Raw genomic sequence first — 16,225 nt, forward strand, 5'->3', positions numbered from 1 at the left:
CACCCGGTGGGGCAGAGCCTACTCGTCCGACTTCCCGCCGAATCGACTTACTGGGCAGGGGTGTTCGGGTCGGCGCGTCAGCCCAGTGTCACCGTGCGGAGCGGTCGGCCCGTCTCCCGGTCGAGGTCGATCAGGTGGACCCGCTCGGTGCCGTCCTCGGCGAACCCCGTGACCAGGCGGACGCGGTCGGGGCCCTCCCAGGCCGCTTCGACGAGGGCGTTCTCGGCGACGTCGCCGTTGAAGTGCCCCACCCGCCAGCGCTGCTTCATCGGGCCCCGGCCCTCGTCCACGTAGACCCACCAGAGCGGGTCGATCATGTCCGCCCCCTCCTCGACCACGAGGCTGCGGTCGTCGCGGCCGGGGGCCGCCGTGTCCGAGGTCTCGGAGGCGGCTCCGAAGACCCCGAAGAGGAAGAAGGGGAAGGCCGCCAGGAGGACGAGCCCGAGGGCCACCCCGGTCAGGACGCGGACGACGAGATGGCGCACCGTGACGATCAGCGCCGCCGCGAGCAGGCCCGACACCAGGACGCCGAAGAGCAGCGGGTGGTCGAACAGCCGGGCCGCCCAGAGCAGTCCGCCGTCCTGGCCCGCCCACCGGCCCACCGCCCCGGCCAGGACGAGGCACCCGGCCGCCAGGACCATCGCGCGCGGGGAGAACCGGGCCTTCCGGCCCTGGACTGTGGTCTCTTCGGTCATGCGCGGTCGCTCCCCGACTGGTCCTCGTGACGTCTCCCACCCCTGACCCGCGCGGGGTCCGAAAGGTTGCGGTCAGGGGTGGTCCCGGTCCAGGTGCCGGCGCATCAGGACGTTCGCGTCGGTCTCCGCGCTGCGGTCGAACCGCTCCCGGGCTTCCCGCCGTTCCCGTACGAGCAGCGCGCAGGCCACGCAGTGCGGTACGGGCCGGGGCGGGCGGCTCAGGTCCGGCACCGGGACCGGCGCCCCCGCCCCCGTACGGGCCCGGTCGTTGGCCGCACGTACTCCCGCGCTCAGCCGCTCGGCAGGAGTGGCCGGGCGCAGGTCGGCGGGGTCCGCCTGCCACTCCCGGCCACCGCCCACGGGCCGCAGCATCGCGTACGGCCCGGCTTTCCCCCGGAACTCCCCCACCACACGCGCCACTTGGTCGTACACGAGCGCCCCGCGCTCCGGTCCCTGCGACTCCATGCGCCCTGTCTCCTTCTCCTCCACCGCCTGCGCGGAGCGCCATGAGTGGACTACCGTGCGTGTTCCGGGTACGAGACGAGGATGGCCCGGTTCCAGGGAACGTGGAGCGCGGTCGGGCGGTACTTCTCCAGGTGGCGCGGGTAGTTCCACATCTTCCACAAGGGGAGGGCGCGCCATGCCGGCGAGACGGGCGGTCACGGGCCGGAGTCAGGAGCCGAGGAAGCGGTTCGCGGAGGAACTGCGGCTGCTGCGGGCCGAACGGGAGCTTCCCCTGCGGAAGCTGGGCGAGGCCGTGGGCTGGGACTGGTCCCTGTTCTCGAAGATGGAGAACGGGGAGACGCTGGGCGGCCCGGAGGTCGTCCAGGCGCTGGACCAGTACTACGGGACGCCGGGGTTGTTGCTGACGCTGTGGGAACTGGCGCTGAACGACACGAACCAGTTCAAGGAACGGTACCGCCAGTACATGGTGCTGGAAGCGGAGGCGACGAGCCTCTGGTACTACGCGGTGGGTGCCGTTCCGGGTCTCCTCCAGACCCCGGCGTGTGCTGAAGCCCTGCTGTCGGCGGGCGGCATGGACGGCGACGAGCTGGTCACCCAGGTGGAGGCGCGCATAGGACGGCGAGGGCTGCTGTCCGACGAGGGCGCTCCCGCCTTCCGCGTGATCCTGTCAGAGACCGTGCTCCGCACACCTCTGCCGGACCGAGACGACTGGCTGGAGCAGTTGGAGTACCTCCTGACGATGAGCGAGCAGCGGAACATCATCGTCCAGGTCGTACCGCACTCGGTGGGACCGCACGCCCTGATGAACACCGACGTGATCTTCCTGCGCTTGCGCGGCGGCCGCACGGTGGCCTGGGTCGAGACAGACGTTTCCGGCGATCTCGTGGAGGAAGCGCCCTCCGTCGAGAGACTTCAGCTCCGCTACGATCGGGTCCGTGATCTGGCTCTTTCCCCCGCTGAATCACGGAAGTTCATCATGCGGACGTTGGAGGAAGCATCATGCGAGCCGTCGATCTGAACAACGTCACGTGGCGCAAGAGCTCCTACAGCAACACCGACGGCGGCAACTGCCTTGAGGTCGCCGACGACCTCCCCCACGTCCCCGTCCGCGACAGCAAGACCCCCACCGCCCCCGCACTCGTCTTCGCGACGAGCGCCTGGGTGTCCTTCGTGGACGGGGTCAAGAGCGGGCCGCTCGGGGGCTGACGGAACGGCCCCCGCCCAGCAGGGGCGGAGGCCGCTCGGTCAGGGGCGTCAGAACAGCAGGTTGTACCGCTGCCAGCCGCCGCCGATCCGGGCGCGGGCCGCGAACGGCTTGGAGGCGACGCCCGTGCCCTGGTAGTACCAGAGCGTGCCGGAGGCGTCCCGGGCGACCAGGTCCGCCTTGCCGTCCGAGCTGAGGTCGCCCGGCGACACGACGGAGTTGTAGGCCTGCCAGCCGTGGCCGACCTGGACGCGGCCGGCGAACGGCCGGGACGCCGTGCCCGTACCGGCGTACAGCCACTGCTTGCCCGCCGTGTCGCGGGCCACCAGGTCCGGCCTTCCGTCACCCGTCAGGTCGGTGCCGCCCGCGAGCGAGTTGTAGACGCCCCAGCCGCCACCGATCCGCACGCGGGTGCCGAAGGGGGCCGTCGTGCTGCCCGTGCCCGGGTACAGCCACAGCGTGCCCGCCGTGTCCCGGGCGAGCAGGTCCGCCTTCTTGTCACCGGTCAGGTCGGACGCGCCGGTCAGGGAGTTGAAGGCGTTCCAGCCGCCGCCGACGCGCTTGCGGGCCTTGAAGACGCTGCCGTCGCCGGAGGTGGGGAGGAACCACAGCACGCCGCTCTTGTCGCGCGCCACGGCGCCGGGGCCGGTGCTCTGGACGGTCACCGGGGCGAGCCGGGTGAGCGCCGAGTACTGGTTCCAGCTGGAGGGCCCGCCGACCAGGTCGCTGTAGCCCAGCGGCTGCTTGCCCTTGCCCGTACCGAGGTAGAAGAACAGGTCGCCGGAGGGGGTGCGGCCGATGAGCTGGTGGCGCGGGACCACCGGGATCGGGCTGGAGACCGTGAAGTCCGCGGCCTTCTCCGGGTTTCCGGTGCCGAAGCCGTACACCTCGTAGACGGCGGTGTTGCGCAGCCGCCAGGCGGGCGTCTTCGCGTTCGCCTTCAGGCCGTAGGTGATCGTGTAGTCGCCGGGGGCCTTGACGTCGCAGCGGATCTCGCCGCCCCAGCCGATCTCGCCGAACGAGTGGTCGCACTCGGCACCGGCGGCTCCGGCCGCGGTGACGCCGTCGACGGTCACCTTCAGCTCGTTCTCGTCCCAGCGCCGTTCGCCCGGCGCGGGGGAGAGGCTCATGCTCAGCTTGCCCTTGTCCACCGCGTGCAGCTTCACCGTGTGCTTCACGGTGCCGCCCGCCGGGAGCGTCGGCGTGGACAGGGTCATGGTGTTCTGCGCGACGTGCGCCTTGGTCCGCACCGTGACCGTCGCGTGCGACCGGCGGTCGCCGATCGCCTTGGAGGCGGCGGTCTGCGCCTCCTTGATGCCCGCGTCGACGCTCTTGCCGCGCGGCACGTAGACGAATCCGTAGTAGGCCGTCGTGCCGTTCGCGGCGGAGCCCGTCGCCGAGATCTCGGGCGTGGGGAAGCCCACGTCCTTCAGGTCGCACAGGTAGACCCCGGCGATCCCCTGCTTCGGCGCGCAGCCGTCCGCCCGCTCCACCTTGAGGCCGGCGGGCAGGCCGCCGCCGGACCACGTGGCGTCCTTCAGGGGCTTCTTGCTCAGCGCGTAGACGAACGTGCCGTCCGGCCGGCCGGTGTTCTGCCCGCCGGAACCCGACGGCGACAGCTCGGCCCGGCCCTCGCCCGGCATGAGGACCTTGTCCTCGACCGGTTCGGTGTAGTACGTCGGGTCCCCGGCGGCCACGGCCGCCCCCGCCCCCACGAGGCCACCGGTGGCGAGCAGCACGGCCACGACACCGGTTCCCAGAAGTTTCCTCAACAAATCCCCCACTGACGATTGATCGAACAATCGCGCGGAAAGTAGCACGGGGCTCGGACACCGCCGCGCGGCGGGGCGCGGACGGCCCGCTCGCCGGACCGCCGTCAGAGCCGTGGACGGCGGATCGTCAGGGCGGCGACCAGGCTCGCGAGGGCCAGGAAGCCGATCACCCACCAGGGCGGGCCGCTGCCATGGCCGACCGCCGCCGCGCCGAGGCCTTCGCCCACGCTCTGGACCGCGAGGACGGCGGCCGAGAGGGCGCCCGCGTGTCCGGGGAGGACGGCGGAGGCCGTGGTGGACGAGACGGCGGCGGCGAAGAGCGGCGTGAGGGCCGTGCCGAGGGCCAGGCCCGTCAGGATCACGAAGGGGAGCAGGGCCGCGTACTCGTCGCGGCTCCCGAGACCGGTGATGGTCGGGGCCGCTCCGGCCGCCGTGCCCAGCAGGCCCGTCACGACGAGGACGCGGGGTGCCACGCCCCGGTTCAGCAGCCGGGGGGAGATCTGGGTGGCGCCGACGACGACCGCGGCGAGCAGCGGCAGCGCGGCCAGTTCGACCTGGCTGGCGGTGTAGCCGGAGGACAGGACGAGGCGGTGGGTCAGGGACGGCAGCAGGGAGAGGGCTCCGGCAGCGGTCAGTCCCAGGGCGAGCAGACCGCCGAGCCGGTCGCGGTTCTTGAGGAGGTACGGCGGGAGGAGCGGGCTCGCCGTGCGCCTCTGCCACCCCAGGAAGGCCGCGAGCAGGACGGCGCCCCCCAGGAGGAAGATCAGGACCGAGGCCTCGCTCCAGCCCAGCGACGCCTCGACGGTGGCGCAGAGGAGGGCCGCGAGGCCGAGGGTGCCGAGCAGGACGCCGAGCGCGTCGAAGCGGGTGCCGGTGGGTTCCGGGCGGTCGTGCGGCAGGGCGCGCGTTGCGGCCAGGGCGACCAGGGCGAGGAGCGCGACGACGCTCAGGACCAGCTCCCAGGTCATCCATCCGGACGGGAGGGACGCCAGCAGAGTCCCGCAGACGCCGACCGTGGCATAGACCCCGAAGGCCCTGGCCCGCGCCCTCGGTTCGGGGAAACCGGTGGCCACCAGGGCCAGCGCCGCCGCCGTCACCAGGGCGCCCGAAGCGCCCTGGAGGATACGAACCCCGATCGTCCACCCCGGGGCGGCCTCCCCGGGCAGGACGACGAGCGTGCCGGCCGCCACGAGCAGTCCCGCGAGACCGGCGGTCAGCGTCCTCCTGCGGCCCACGCGGTCGGCCAGGTGCCCACCGAGCAGCAGGAACGCGCCGAAGGAGAGGACGAAAAGGTAGTAGATCGAGCTTTCGCCGTGGTGGAGGGAGAAGCCCTGGGGCGTCGCCCCGAACAGCACGGCCAGCTGCGCCAGGACGACCACCGCCAGGCCCCGCCCCCGCAGCGCGGGCGGGGCGGTGACGCCGTGCGCCGGGGCGGTCGGGGTGTAGGCGGGGGCCGGAGGGACGGGCCCGGGGGCCGGGGTGGTGGGCGCGGCGGCGTGGGCTGGGCCGTACCCCGGCGTCGAGGGCCCCTGGCCGGGGGGCGGGGGCCCGTATCCGGGGGTCGGGGGACCGAAGCCCGGGGGCGGGGCGCCGGAGCCGGGGGTCGGGGCGCCGGAGCCGGGCGTCCCCCCGGAGGGGACCGGCTGCGGGGCGGGCGCGGCGGCGGGGTCCCCGGGGCGCGGTACGGGAACGAAGTCCAGGAGCTGGGCCGCGTGCCGTCCCAGCTGGGCCAGGACCTCGCCCGGCAGCCAGACCCCGCGCTCGTCCCCGTCGGTGCGGGCGGCGATCTGCTCCGGGGTGGGCCGCCCGGCCGGGTCCTTCTCCAGGCAGGCGCGGACGAGGTCGACGAGCGACTCCGGCACTCCCGTCAGGTCGGGCTCCTCCTCCGCGATCCGGAAGAGGTGGGCGTGCAGGCCGGTGTCGGTGGCGCCGAAGAGGAGCCGCCCGGTGGCCGCGTACACGAGGACGGCGCCGAGGCAGAACACGTCGCTGGCGGGGGTGAGTTCGCGGCCCCTGACCTGTTCCGGCGACATGAAGCCGGGCGAGCCGATCAGCATTCCGGTGCGGGTGTGCAGGCTGTCGCCGGTCAGGCTGTCCATGGCGCGGGCGATGCCGAAGTCGATGACGCGCGGCCCGTCGACCGTCACCAGGACGTTGGACGGCTTCAGGTCGCGGTGGATCAGGCCCGCTTCGTGGACGGCCTCCAGGGCGCGGGCGAGACGGTTGGCGAGGACGCGGACCGAGTGCTCGGGCAGCGGGCCGAAGTCCCGGGCGACGACGGTGGTCAGGTCGGGTCCCGCGATGTACTGGGTGGCCACCCAGGGCACTTCGACCCCGGCGCCCGCGCCCGTCCCCGCTCCCCCGTCCGGTCCCCCGCCGTCCGTCCCCGTTCCCGCTCCCGTCTCCGCGTCGAGGACGTCCGCCGTCCAGCTCCCGCCCACGCGCCGGGCCGCCGCCACCTCGCGGGCGAAACGCCTGCGGAACTCGGGCTGCGCGGCGTACTCGCGCTGCACGACCTTGACCGCGACCGTGCGGCCGACGTCGGAACGGCCGAGGTAGACCAGGCCCATGCCGCCCGCGCCCAGACGGGCGATCAGGCGGTAGGGGCCGATGTGCGTCGGGTCTTCGGGAGTCAGCGCGTCCACGTCAGGAATCTAACCGAGGGGGCCGACGCGGTCCGGGAAACGGGGAGATCCACGACGCCCCCCGCGGGGACGGAGAAGAGCCGGGACCCGTGACGGGTTCCGGCCCTTTTCGGGAGGTGCGCGCGCTTACTTCGCGGCGACCTCTTCCAGGCACAGGACGAACTTGTCCGAGTCCAGCTGCTGCGCGAGCGCCGCCTGGCCCTCGCCGCAGCTGTTCAGGTCGAAGGTGTTGTCGTTGACCTTGATGACCTTGAAGAGGTCGGCCTTCCCGGAGGAGCAGTCGACGGTGTCGACCTTCGGGTCGTCGTCCGGGCCGGTGACCGTGACGCACTCGCCGGCCTTGGCGTGCACCGGGGCGTCGCCGGTGAGGTGCGGGAGGCCGAGCTTCACCGCGATGGCGACGGCGATCGCGACGACGACCCCGCCGATCTTCTTGAGGATCGCGGAGCCCTTCTTCGCGGGGGCGGGCTGCTGCTCAGGAGCGGAGGGCGCGGGCGGCGTCGTCATGAGGGTTTCCTTGAAGGTATGGACATGATCAGACGCGAACGTTACATGCGCTAAAACCGGCAAAAAGGATCACGAAGATCCACTTCCCGATCATTTGCCGAGTCGTGATCCTGTCGCCCCGTCAGGGAAGCCACCCCGTCAGGACAGCCGCCCCGTCACGGGTGTCGCCCCGTCAGGGACGCGGCCCCATCATCCGCTGGTGGTCCAGCGCCCTGCGCAACTCCGCCGGAAGCGGGTGGTACGGGCCGTACGCGCGCTCCGCGTCGAACAGCAGCCGCTGGAGCTGGTCCCGGCCGGCCGCGTGCTCGCCCGCCGCCAGGAGCAGCAGCCCGATCCGCTGCCGGATGTCGAAGGCGCGCGCGGGCTCCCGCTCGTAGTACGGCAGGACCGCCCGGAACTCCGCGAGCGCGGCCGCCGTCTCCCCCAGCTGCTCCAGGCACAGCGCCGCGTCGTAGTGGAACTGGAGCGTCTGCGGGTCCGCCGGGCCCGCCTCCGCCTGGCGGTCCGCCGCGAGCCGCCGCAGCTCCGGCAGCGCGCGCCGGTACTGGCCGTCGTCCATCAGCGTCGACGCGTACTGCTTGCGCAGGATGCGGACGACCGGCGAGCGCTCCCCGTGCTCGGCCTCGGCCGCGGGCAGGATCCCGCCGAGGACGTCCACGGCCTGGGTCAGGGACCCCTCCGCGAGCAGCCGCTTGACCTCGTCCACGGCGGCGGCCACGTCCGGCCGCGCGAACGGCCCGGACCGGTCGTACACCCGGGGGTCGGCCCGGGGGCCCGGCACCGGGGTCGGGGCGTGCGTGGGCACGGGCGGGATCGGGACGGGGGGCGTCGGGACGGGCGGGGTCGGTCCCGCGGGCGTCTGCGCGCGGTCCGGCCAGGGCGCGTGCGGGCGCAGGAACGGCCGGGTCGGGTCCATCGGGCCCGCCGGGGCGCCGCGCGCGGGCAGCAGCGGCAGCAGGTGCTCGTACACCTCGTGCGCGCCGGCCGGCCGGTCCCGGGGATCCTTGGCGAGCAGCCGGAGGACCAGCGCCTCCAGCGGCTCGGGGACCTCGGGGCGCAGCCGCCGGAGCGGGACGGGCGGGTCGTACAGGTGGCGGTGCAGCACGCCGAGCGCGGTCGAGCCGGAGAACGGCACGTCCCCGCTGAGGAGTTCGTGGAGCAGGACGCCGAGCGCGTACAGGTCGGTGGCCGGGCCGACGGCGCCGCCCATGGCCTGCTCCGGCGCCATGTACGCCGGGCTGCCGATGGGCGAGCCGGTGTGGGTGAGCCGGGTGGTGTCGGTGTCCAGGACGGAGGCCACGCCGAGGTCGAGGACGGTCAGCGTCCCGTCCGGGCGGATCATCACGTTCCGCGGCTTGAGGTCGCGGTGCACGATCGGCACCGCGTGCACGGCGGCGAGCACCGCGCACAGCTGCGCGGCCACGGACACCGCCCACTCCCACGGGTACGGGGCGTGCTCGGCGAGGTGGTCGGCGAGGTCCGCGCCCTCCACGTACTGCATGACGAGGTACAGGTCCTCGCCCTCGCTGCCCGCGTCGTGCACGGTCACCAGGCCGGGGTGGGTCACGCGCGCGGTGACCCGGCACTCCCGCACGAAGCGGCGGCGCAGTTCGTCGGCGGAGGAGGCCTGCCCGTTCATGCCGGCCGGTCGCAGCAGCTTCACCGCGACCCGCCGGTCGAGGCGTCCGTCGTACGCCGTCCAGACCTGGCCCATGCCGCCCTGTCCGACGACGGTGGCCAGCTCGTAGCGCCCGCCGACGATCCGCCCGTTCACCGGCCGCCTTCGCCTTCCCGGGGCTCCCCGGTCTCCTTCCGCAGCAGGTCGCTCAGCTCGTCGAGCTCGGCGCGGACCTGGTCGATGCGGGGGCCGGGCGGCTGGGGCGCGGGGGTGGCGGGGGCCGGGACGACGGGCGCGTGCGGGGCGGGCGTGTGGGGGACGGGCGCATGGGTGACGGGGCCGACGTACGGGTTCGGGCGCAGGTCCGTGCTCGGCACGGTCGCCGCGGTGCCGCCGCCGTACGTGTAGGCCGCCGGGCCGTACGCGGGCGCGGTGCGGGCGCGCTCCGCGTGCCGGATCTCCCCGAACAGGTAGTACGTGACCGAGCCCGCCACCAGGGCCACCATCACGCCGACGGCGGCGAAGGACTCCCCGGTGGTCGGCTCCTTGTCGCCGGTGGCCGCCGCGTACGCGAACAGGCCGGCCGAGCCCAGGAACAGCAGGCCGCACACCACCCAGTCCCGCGCCCTGCGGGTGACGCACGCCAGGCGCAGCAGCGGCGCCCAGGACAGGAAGCCGCAGCTGAGCAGCGCGAGGAGACAGAAGAGGACGAGCAGCGCGATCCGGCCACCGGAGAGGGAACTCCTCGGCGGCTTCGGAACCTGCGGGACCTGCGTGGGGCCGTACATCCTGCTGCTCCTGCTCGGACGGATCGGGGTGCGGGGACGAGCGTATACACCCATACGGACAACGGTTCCGGGTTACCCGGAACCGTTGTCGAAGAGATGAGGAGCGGAGGCGGCGTCAGGGGGCCACGGAACCGTCCGCCAGGCCGTCGTACAGGCCCTGGACGAGCCGGTCGCCGAGGCGGGAGGCCCGGCGCAGGGACTCCTCGAAGGCGGCGAGGGCGCGGAACCGCTCGCCGAAGCGGCGCTGTTCGGCCAGGGGCAGGCGCGGCAGCTGGAGGCGGCGGACGTCGAGGCGGGTCGCGGTGGAGGCGTAGCTGCTGGCCTGCCGGGTGTTGGCGGTGGCCCGCAGGAAACCGGCCAGGAACCAGGGGTCGAGGGCCGCCGGGTCGGGGCGCAGGAGCTGGAGGTTGCGGCCGAGGGCGGCGCCCTCGGCGGTGGCGTCCACGACCCGGACGGCCGCGCCGCCGCCGAGGACCGGGACGACGACGTCCCCGGCGGCCAGCAGGACCGGCTCCTCGGGCGGGCCGTCGGGCAGCGTGCCGGAGGGCGGCTGGGCGGCCAGGACGTCGTGGTCGGTGAGGACGGCGACGGGGGCGGTCGCGGGGGCCGTGCCCGTGCCGCCCGCGCGCAGCACCAGGGCCCCGGCGCGGGCCAGTTCGCCGACGGTCGTGGTGGGCCGGCCCGCTCCGGCGGCGGCCGGGTCGGCGACCGGGGGCGGGGTCAGTGCGCGGACGCGGTCCAGGGTCTCCGTCAGGCGCTCGCGCACCCCGGCGAGCTGGGCCGCGCCCCCGGCGGCGGCCGGGGGCGGCAGGTGCCGGGCGGGCGCGAGGTCGACGTCGTCGTCGAGGAGCTCGATGACGGGGACGGAGCGGCTGGCGCCCGGGGTCCCGGCGAGGGTGCCGTCCCGGTCGAAGGGCGCCCAGGCGTCCAGTACGGCGGTGTGGACGGCCGGCCAGTCGAGCCGGTCGCGGCCCTCCCGGCCCGGTCCGGTGTGCTCGGACGCGGTGTCCACGAGGAGGAGTTCGGCGGCGGGCCGGCCGCCGGGGACGGGCTTGCGCAGCACCCAGAGGTGGAGCGGGACGCCGTACGGGGGCGCGGCGCCGGCCGGGAGGGCGACGACCGCGCGCAGGGCGCCCCGGCGGAGCAGGTCGGCGCGGATGCGGCGGCCCGAGCGGCGGGAGGCGGCGGCGGGCGGCATGAGGAGGACGGCGGTGCCGCCGGGGCGGAGGCGGGCCAGGGCGTGCTGCACCCAGGCCAGTTCGGATTCCGTACGGGCCGGGAAGCCGTACTCCCAGCGCGGGTCGTAGGCCAGTTCCTCGTGGCCCCAGTTGCGTTCGTTGAACGGCGGGTGGCACAGGACGGCGTCGGCCGCGAGCGCCGGGAAGGCGTCGGCGCGCAGGCTGTCGCCGGACCTGACCCGGATGTCGGCGTCGGCGGCGAGGGCCAGGCGCAGGGCGGTGAGCGCGGCGAGGTCGGGGTCGGCGTCCTGGCCGCAGACGGCGCCGGGGCGCTCGACCGCGCCGAGCAGTCCGCCGGTGCCACAGGCCGGGTCGAGGACGGTGAGCGGGGCGGCGCCCTCGCCGGCGGGCGCGGGGGCCGCGAGCGCGGCCATGAGGGCGGCGGGGCCGGGCGGGGTGAGCGTGTACTGGCGCGGGTTGGCGTCGAGGTGGCGGCCGAGCAGGAACTCGAAGGCCTGGCGGGCGCCGGTGTCGGCCGCGAGTTCGGCGGCGCCGCGCAGCAGGGGCAGGGAGACGGCGAGCGCGCCCGAGGTGGGGGTGAGGACGGCCCGCCCGGGGCCGAGGCGCTCGGTCAGCGTCTCCTCCAGGGCGACCGGCAGCACGTCCCCGAGCCGCTCGTCCGGGAGCGCGGCGAGCGAGGGCCAGGCCGCCGACCTGTCCCGTACGAGGAGGAGGGCGCAGCCCGCGTGGACGAGGGCGGTGACGGCGCCGGCCGGGTGGCCCGCGACCTGCTGCCAGACGCGCTCCCGGAGCGGGACCTCGGCCAGTTTGCCCTGGACGCGGAGCCACTCCTCGACGTCGGCGAGGGCGAAGGACGGGCTGGTCTCCGTGCCGCCGACGGGCTTGGGGAAGTCGGCGTGGCGGCGGCGCCAGTTGCTGACGGCGGCCCGGCCGACCCCGGCGAGCCGGGCGATCCCGGCGGCGGTGACCTCGGCGGGGGCGGCCGCTTCGGGGACGGCTCTCTCGGGGGTGGCTGCTCCGGGGGCGTCCGGTTCCGGTGCTCCCGCGTCCGCTGCGTTCTCCGGCAACTGACCCATCTCCCCTGGCCGAACCGCTGCTGTCTCTCGTGTGACCCCCATCCTACTGACAACGCGACGCTCCCTCACTTCACAACGTGAGCCGACCCATTTCGCGTGAACCGTGTTGACTCGGTTCACAAACTTTGCTGTGATTGACCCACCACGCCAGACATCTCCATCGTCCGGAAGGGCACACCCGTGTCGTACGACGCGCCGCAGCCCTTCGGGTCCCGCCCCGTACACACTTCTTCCGGAGACGAACCGCCATGCGCGCCCACACCCGCACCTCCTTCGCCGTCACCGCCCTCCTGTGCGCCGCCGTCGCGGCCGGCGCCACCGCCTGCGGGCCGTCCTCGGAGGACGCGAAGCCGGCGGGGCCCTTCGCGGGTCTCACCGGGTCGGAGATCGTCGACAAGGCGTTCGCGGCGACGGCGGCGGCGAAGTCCCTGACCGTGGACGTCGACACGACGTCCGAGGGCGAGCGGACGAGGGCCTACGTCTCCTTCGACAGCACCGGGAAGTGCGCGGGCACGCTGACCACGGGCACGGCCGCCACGACCGAGCTGCTCCGGGTCGACCGGAAGAACGTGTACATGCGCTTCGACGAGGCGTCCCTGAACGAGCAGGCGAAGGGCGAGTCCCCGGAGGTCCGGGAGGCCATGCTCAAGACCCTCAAGGGCCGCTGGGTCGAGATGGCGGCCTCCGAGCCCGAGGCGAAGGACGCCATGGAGATGTGCGACGCGAAGACGCTCCTCGGCGGCTTCGAGCAGGGCGCGAGCGGCATCGTGCGGGGCGGGGAGACCACCGTCGGCGGCCGGAAGGCGCTCACCCTGACGGAGCCGGACGGCGACGGCGGGACGAGCACGGTCTACGTGGCCACCGAGGGCACGCCGTACGTCCTGCGCATCGTCACGAAGGGCACCGAGCCGGAGACGATCACCTTCACCCAGTACGGCAAGCCGGTCGCGGCGAAGGCCCCGGCGGCGAAGGACATCGCGGACCTGGACTGAGCCCGAGGGGGGCGTGCCCGGCCCGGGGGGCCGAGGGGGACGCGTGAGGGGGGCCGTCGCCGGGGAGCGGCCCCCCTCACGCGTGCGCGTGGTGGTGCGGGTGCGTCAGACGCGGTGCCTGACCCACACGTTCGGTTCGACGTAGACCGCGTAGCCGCGTGAGGCCTCGCAGTGGACCGGGACGAGTGCGCCCTCGACCTCGACCGGGCCGTCCGTGTCGAAGGGGAGGCCGGTCCACTTCCGCCACTGCTCGACGGAGCCGGGGACCGTCATCGACGCCGGGGCCACCGCCTCGATCGTGCCGCCCGCGCGCACGTGGACGCGGAGCCACGGGTCGTGCGGCAGGCCGTCGGACGCGCGGGTCCGGAAGGCGTACTCGTGGATGCCGGAACCGGCCTCCAGGTGCTTGCCGTTGGGGCGGACCGGGGCGACCAGCTCGGAGAAGCCGCGCGCGGCCGCGTTCTGCCGCAGGGCGGTGAGCATCCGGCGCGAGACGCCCTTCCCCAGAAAGTCCTTGTCGACCGTGATCTCGATCGCGCTGACCGTGTCGGGCTCCCGGCCCTGCTTCAGGTCGGAGAAGGCCCAGAGCAGCACCTCGTCCCAGCCCCGGTCGGGCAGCGCGCGGCGACCGTCCAGGTCGAGCCGGAAGGGGACGCTGAACCCGCGCGCGACGAACTTCCCGTCGGCGTCGGTGGCGACGAGCACGTACTCCGGGAGCTGCCGCACGATCTGGCCCATGCTCGCCCAGCCCACCGGGTCGTGCATCATGAACTCGGGCCAGAGGTGGCGCATGTCCCACATCGGCCCTTCCAGTTCGGGGCGCTCGGCGAGGGTCGATATGTTCAGGTCCATGGCCGCAGACTAAAGATCGTTCCGGCAGTGGCCAATCGTTTTTCCTCCGGTTCCCCGCAGGCCTTCCCGTCGGACCGCTCTCCTACGGGAGCTTCTGCTGCGGGCACTCGCGCAGGACCCGCTTCATCGCGTCCCGCTCCCCCTCCGTCACCCACACCCCGTACTTCTTCTTCACCGCGACCTGCCGGGCCACGTACGTGCAGCGGTACGCGCTGTTCGGCGGCAGCCAGGTCGCGGCGTCGCCGTCGGACTTGCGGCGGTTGGTGGCGGCGTCGACGGCGAGGAGGTTGAGCGGGTCGTTGGCGAAGCGGCGCCGGGTCTCCGCGTTCCACTGCTGCGCCCCCTTCTGCCAGGCGTCGGAGAGCGCCACGACGTGGTCGATGTCGACCTTGCTGCGGCCCCGGACGTAGGGGACGGTGGTGCCGGTGTACGGGTCGTCGGTGAGGGTGCCGGAGGCGACCTTGCAGCGGCCGTCCGTGTACCGGACCCCGGTCAGGTCCCGCTTGAGGATGTCGTCGCGGGTGCCGCAGCCGTTGCGGTCGACGTCGATCCAGCCGCGCCCGAACGCGTCCCGGTCGTACCCCGTCTTCGGGGCGCGGCCCTTGACGGTGAGGGCGTCCACGGCGGCGAGGGCGGTCCCGGGCGAGGGCGAGGGTCCGGCTCCGCCGCCGGTCCAGGGGGAGCAGGCGGAGGTTATGAGGGCGACGACCGCGAGGGCCGAGGCGGCGAGGGTCCTTCGATACGTCAGCACCCTTCAGATCCTAGGACGGACGGCAAGAACCGCTTCGTACCGGTGTGTCACACCTTGCCGATGCCGAGGGTGTTCTCGGCGGGCAGCAGACCCGAGCCGATCACGGCGAGCCAGGGGCCACCGAGGAGGTCGGCGAGCCGGTCGGCCTCCCCCGGCCCGAGGGCGGCCCAGGGGGCGGCGGCCAGTTCGTCCGTACGCCGCTCGATCCCGGCCCGCAGGTCCCGCCCGGCCCCGGTGGCCGCGCCGTCCGCGTCCACGAGCCCCCGGGCGGCGAGCCGGTCCCGGGCGGCGGACCACTCGGCGGCGGACCAGCCCCGGCTCGCGAAGACGGGCTCGGGCGCGGCGCCGACCGCCGCGAAGGAGACGAGCGCCTCGACCGGGTCGAGCCCGGCGGCCAGGAGCGCGGCGAGGTGCCCGTCGCCCCGGTGCTCGCGCAGGACCGTCGCGGCCTGCCAGAGGACGAGGTGCGGGCTGTCGGGCCAGGGCAGTTCGGCGTTGGCGGCGGCTAGCGGCCGGCCGGCGCACGAGGCGGCCTCCGCCGCCCGGCGGGCGAGGGCGGCGGCCTCGGCGAGACCGGGGTCGGGGTCGGGGCCCGCGACCGCGTCCTCCCCGAGGACGGCCCGGTAGGCGCGGTCGACGGCCCGGAGCCGGGCGGCGAGCACGTCGGCGGGTTCGGCGGTCGCCCAGGCCGCGGGGACGTACCGGGCGACCGCGGCGGGGCTGAAGCTGTAGAAGGCGGAGGCCACCCGCAGCGGCCCGGCCGCGCCGAGGGGCGCGGCGCGCCAGGCGAAGTAGGAGGGCCAGCGCTCGCCGGTGCCGTATCCGAGGGCGGCGGCCTCCTCGAAGGCCTCGGGGGCGTAGTAGAGCAGGGCGTGCAGGGGTTCGAGCAGGTGCCACATCCGGCGTACGCGCCCGGATTCGACGAGTTCCCCGACCTCCACGGACTGCACGGCTCGCGCGGCTTCCACGGCGTTCTCCCTCACGTGCGAACGGCACATCGTCTTGTCATTGACAAGATTGCGCCCGGTCCCGTGAACTTGTCAATGACTAGATGAGGGATAGGCTGCCGCCATGACGACCGGGAAGACGCACAAGAACACGGGCCGGAGCACGTACCACCACGGCGGCCTGCGGGAGGCCGTCCTCGCCGCCGCCCTCGACGTCATCGCCGCCGAGGGCCCCGGCGCGCTGAGCCTGCGGGACCTCGCCCGCCGCGCGGGCGTCTCGCACGCCGCGCCCGCCCACCACTTCAAGGACCGCACCGGGCTCCTGACCGCCGTCGCCGCCGAGGGCTACGACCTCCTCGCCGGGGCCCTGGCCGGCACGCCCGCACTGCGCGAACGGGGCGTGCGGTACGTGCGGTTCGCGGTGGAGCACCCCGCCCACTTCCAGGTCATGTTCCAGCCGGACCTGCTGCGCGCCGACGACCCGGACCTGCTCGCCGCGAAGGAGCGCGCCTCCGCCGAACTCCGCGCGGGCGTCGCGGGCCTGGACGACGTCCCCGACGCGCGCGAGGCCGGCATCGCGGCCTGGTCGCTCGCCCACGGCTTCGCGACGCTGCTCCTCACCCACAACGTGACGGACGCGCTGGGCGACCGGACCCCGGAGGAGTACTTCCGCTCGCTCACCGGCCTGCTCTTCACGCGGCGGGAGTAGGGGCG

15 protein-coding genes are annotated in these 16,225 nt (G+C 74.4%); 4 read left to right on the forward strand and 11 right to left on the reverse strand.

Annotation, left to right across the window (positions count from 1 at the left end):
- Positions 1 to 77 precede the first annotated feature (77 nt).
- Together ACIQVI_RS28045 and ACIQVI_RS28050 are read right to left on the reverse strand one after the other, a co-directional pair.
- Complete coding sequence (locus ACIQVI_RS28045; RefSeq protein ID WP_403600759.1) at positions 78 to 695, reverse strand: hypothetical protein; 618 nt, start codon at positions 693 to 695, stop codon at positions 78 to 80.
- Positions 696 to 767: 72 nt separating this feature from the next.
- Positions 768 to 1,160: a hypothetical protein gene (locus ACIQVI_RS28050; protein ID WP_351969633.1), complete on the reverse strand. Its 393-nt coding sequence runs from the start codon at positions 1,158 to 1,160 to the stop codon at positions 768 to 770.
- Positions 1,161 to 1,335: 175 nt separating this feature from the next.
- Here ACIQVI_RS28050 and ACIQVI_RS28055 point away from each other — a divergent pair, with 175 nt between their 5' ends.
- Both ACIQVI_RS28055 and ACIQVI_RS28060 read left to right on the forward strand, forming a co-directional pair.
- Positions 1,336 to 2,178, forward strand: a complete 843-nt coding sequence (locus ACIQVI_RS28055; protein ID WP_403600763.1) for a helix-turn-helix domain-containing protein — start codon at positions 1,336 to 1,338, stop codon at positions 2,176 to 2,178.
- On the forward strand, positions 2,160 to 2,366 hold the full coding sequence (locus ACIQVI_RS28060) for a DUF397 domain-containing protein (RefSeq protein ID WP_403600766.1): 207 nt from the start codon (positions 2,160 to 2,162) through the stop codon (positions 2,364 to 2,366). Before ACIQVI_RS28055 ends, ACIQVI_RS28060 begins: the two co-directional genes overlap by 19 nt.
- A gap of 48 nt (positions 2,367 to 2,414) precedes the next feature.
- Here ACIQVI_RS28060 and ACIQVI_RS28065 read toward each other — a convergent pair whose 3' ends face one another.
- The 6 genes from ACIQVI_RS28065 to ACIQVI_RS28090 form a co-directional block, all read right to left on the reverse strand.
- Entirely contained in the window at positions 2,415 to 4,136 is a 1,722-nt protein-coding gene (locus ACIQVI_RS28065) for an FG-GAP repeat domain-containing protein (protein WP_403600769.1), read from the reverse strand.
- Positions 4,137 to 4,240: 104 nt separating this feature from the next.
- Entirely contained in the window at positions 4,241 to 6,781 is a 2,541-nt protein-coding gene (locus ACIQVI_RS28070; protein ID WP_403600771.1) for a bifunctional serine/threonine protein kinase/MFS transporter, read from the reverse strand.
- A 126-nt stretch (positions 6,782 to 6,907) separates the two neighbouring features.
- Entirely contained in the window at positions 6,908 to 7,288 is a 381-nt protein-coding gene (locus ACIQVI_RS28075; RefSeq protein ID WP_351969637.1) for a hypothetical protein, read from the reverse strand.
- Between the two features lie 172 nt (positions 7,289 to 7,460).
- Complete coding sequence (locus tag ACIQVI_RS28080) at positions 7,461 to 9,062, reverse strand: serine/threonine-protein kinase (protein WP_351969638.1); 1,602 nt, start codon at positions 9,060 to 9,062, stop codon at positions 7,461 to 7,463.
- Positions 9,059 to 9,694, reverse strand: a complete 636-nt coding sequence (locus tag ACIQVI_RS28085) for a hypothetical protein (protein WP_403600776.1) — start codon at positions 9,692 to 9,694, stop codon at positions 9,059 to 9,061. The genes ACIQVI_RS28080 and ACIQVI_RS28085 overlap by 4 nt, the downstream gene beginning before the upstream one ends.
- Positions 9,695 to 9,809: 115 nt before the next feature.
- Positions 9,810 to 11,969, reverse strand: a complete 2,160-nt coding sequence (locus tag ACIQVI_RS28090; protein WP_403600780.1) for an N-6 DNA methylase — start codon at positions 11,967 to 11,969, stop codon at positions 9,810 to 9,812.
- A gap of 248 nt (positions 11,970 to 12,217) precedes the next feature.
- Between ACIQVI_RS28090 and ACIQVI_RS28095 the strand changes: the two genes are divergently transcribed.
- A complete protein-coding gene (locus ACIQVI_RS28095) occupies positions 12,218 to 12,961 on the forward strand; it encodes a hypothetical protein (protein ID WP_403600783.1) in 744 nt (247 codons plus the stop codon).
- A gap of 105 nt (positions 12,962 to 13,066) precedes the next feature.
- Here the strand turns inward: ACIQVI_RS28095 and ACIQVI_RS28100 are convergent, their stop codons facing one another.
- The 3 genes from ACIQVI_RS28100 to ACIQVI_RS28110 all read right to left on the reverse strand — a co-directional run bounded on the left by ACIQVI_RS28100 (position 13,067) and on the right by ACIQVI_RS28110 (position 15,463).
- The gene (locus ACIQVI_RS28100; RefSeq protein WP_403600786.1) at positions 13,067 to 13,813 is read right to left on the reverse strand and encodes an N-acetyltransferase; all 747 of its coding nucleotides are present in this window, start codon (positions 13,811 to 13,813) and stop codon (positions 13,067 to 13,069) included.
- Positions 13,814 to 13,895: 82 nt separating this feature from the next.
- A complete protein-coding gene (locus ACIQVI_RS28105) occupies positions 13,896 to 14,564 on the reverse strand; it encodes an HNH endonuclease family protein (RefSeq protein ID WP_351974120.1) in 669 nt (222 codons plus the stop codon).
- A 47-nt stretch (positions 14,565 to 14,611) separates the two neighbouring features.
- Positions 14,612 to 15,463 carry a hypothetical protein gene (locus ACIQVI_RS28110; protein ID WP_403601228.1) on the reverse strand — a complete coding sequence of 284 codons (852 nt, stop codon included), beginning with the start codon at positions 15,461 to 15,463 and terminating at the stop codon, positions 14,612 to 14,614.
- A gap of 172 nt (positions 15,464 to 15,635) precedes the next feature.
- Between ACIQVI_RS28110 and ACIQVI_RS28115 the strand changes: the two genes are divergently transcribed.
- Positions 15,636 to 16,220: a TetR/AcrR family transcriptional regulator gene (locus ACIQVI_RS28115; protein WP_403600789.1), complete on the forward strand. Its 585-nt coding sequence runs from the start codon at positions 15,636 to 15,638 to the stop codon at positions 16,218 to 16,220.
- Positions 16,221 to 16,225: the final 5 nt, after the last annotated feature.

It is taken from the genome of Streptomyces sp. NPDC098101 (assembly GCF_044760185.1).
GTDB lineage: Bacteria > Actinomycetota > Actinomycetes > Streptomycetales > Streptomycetaceae > Streptomyces.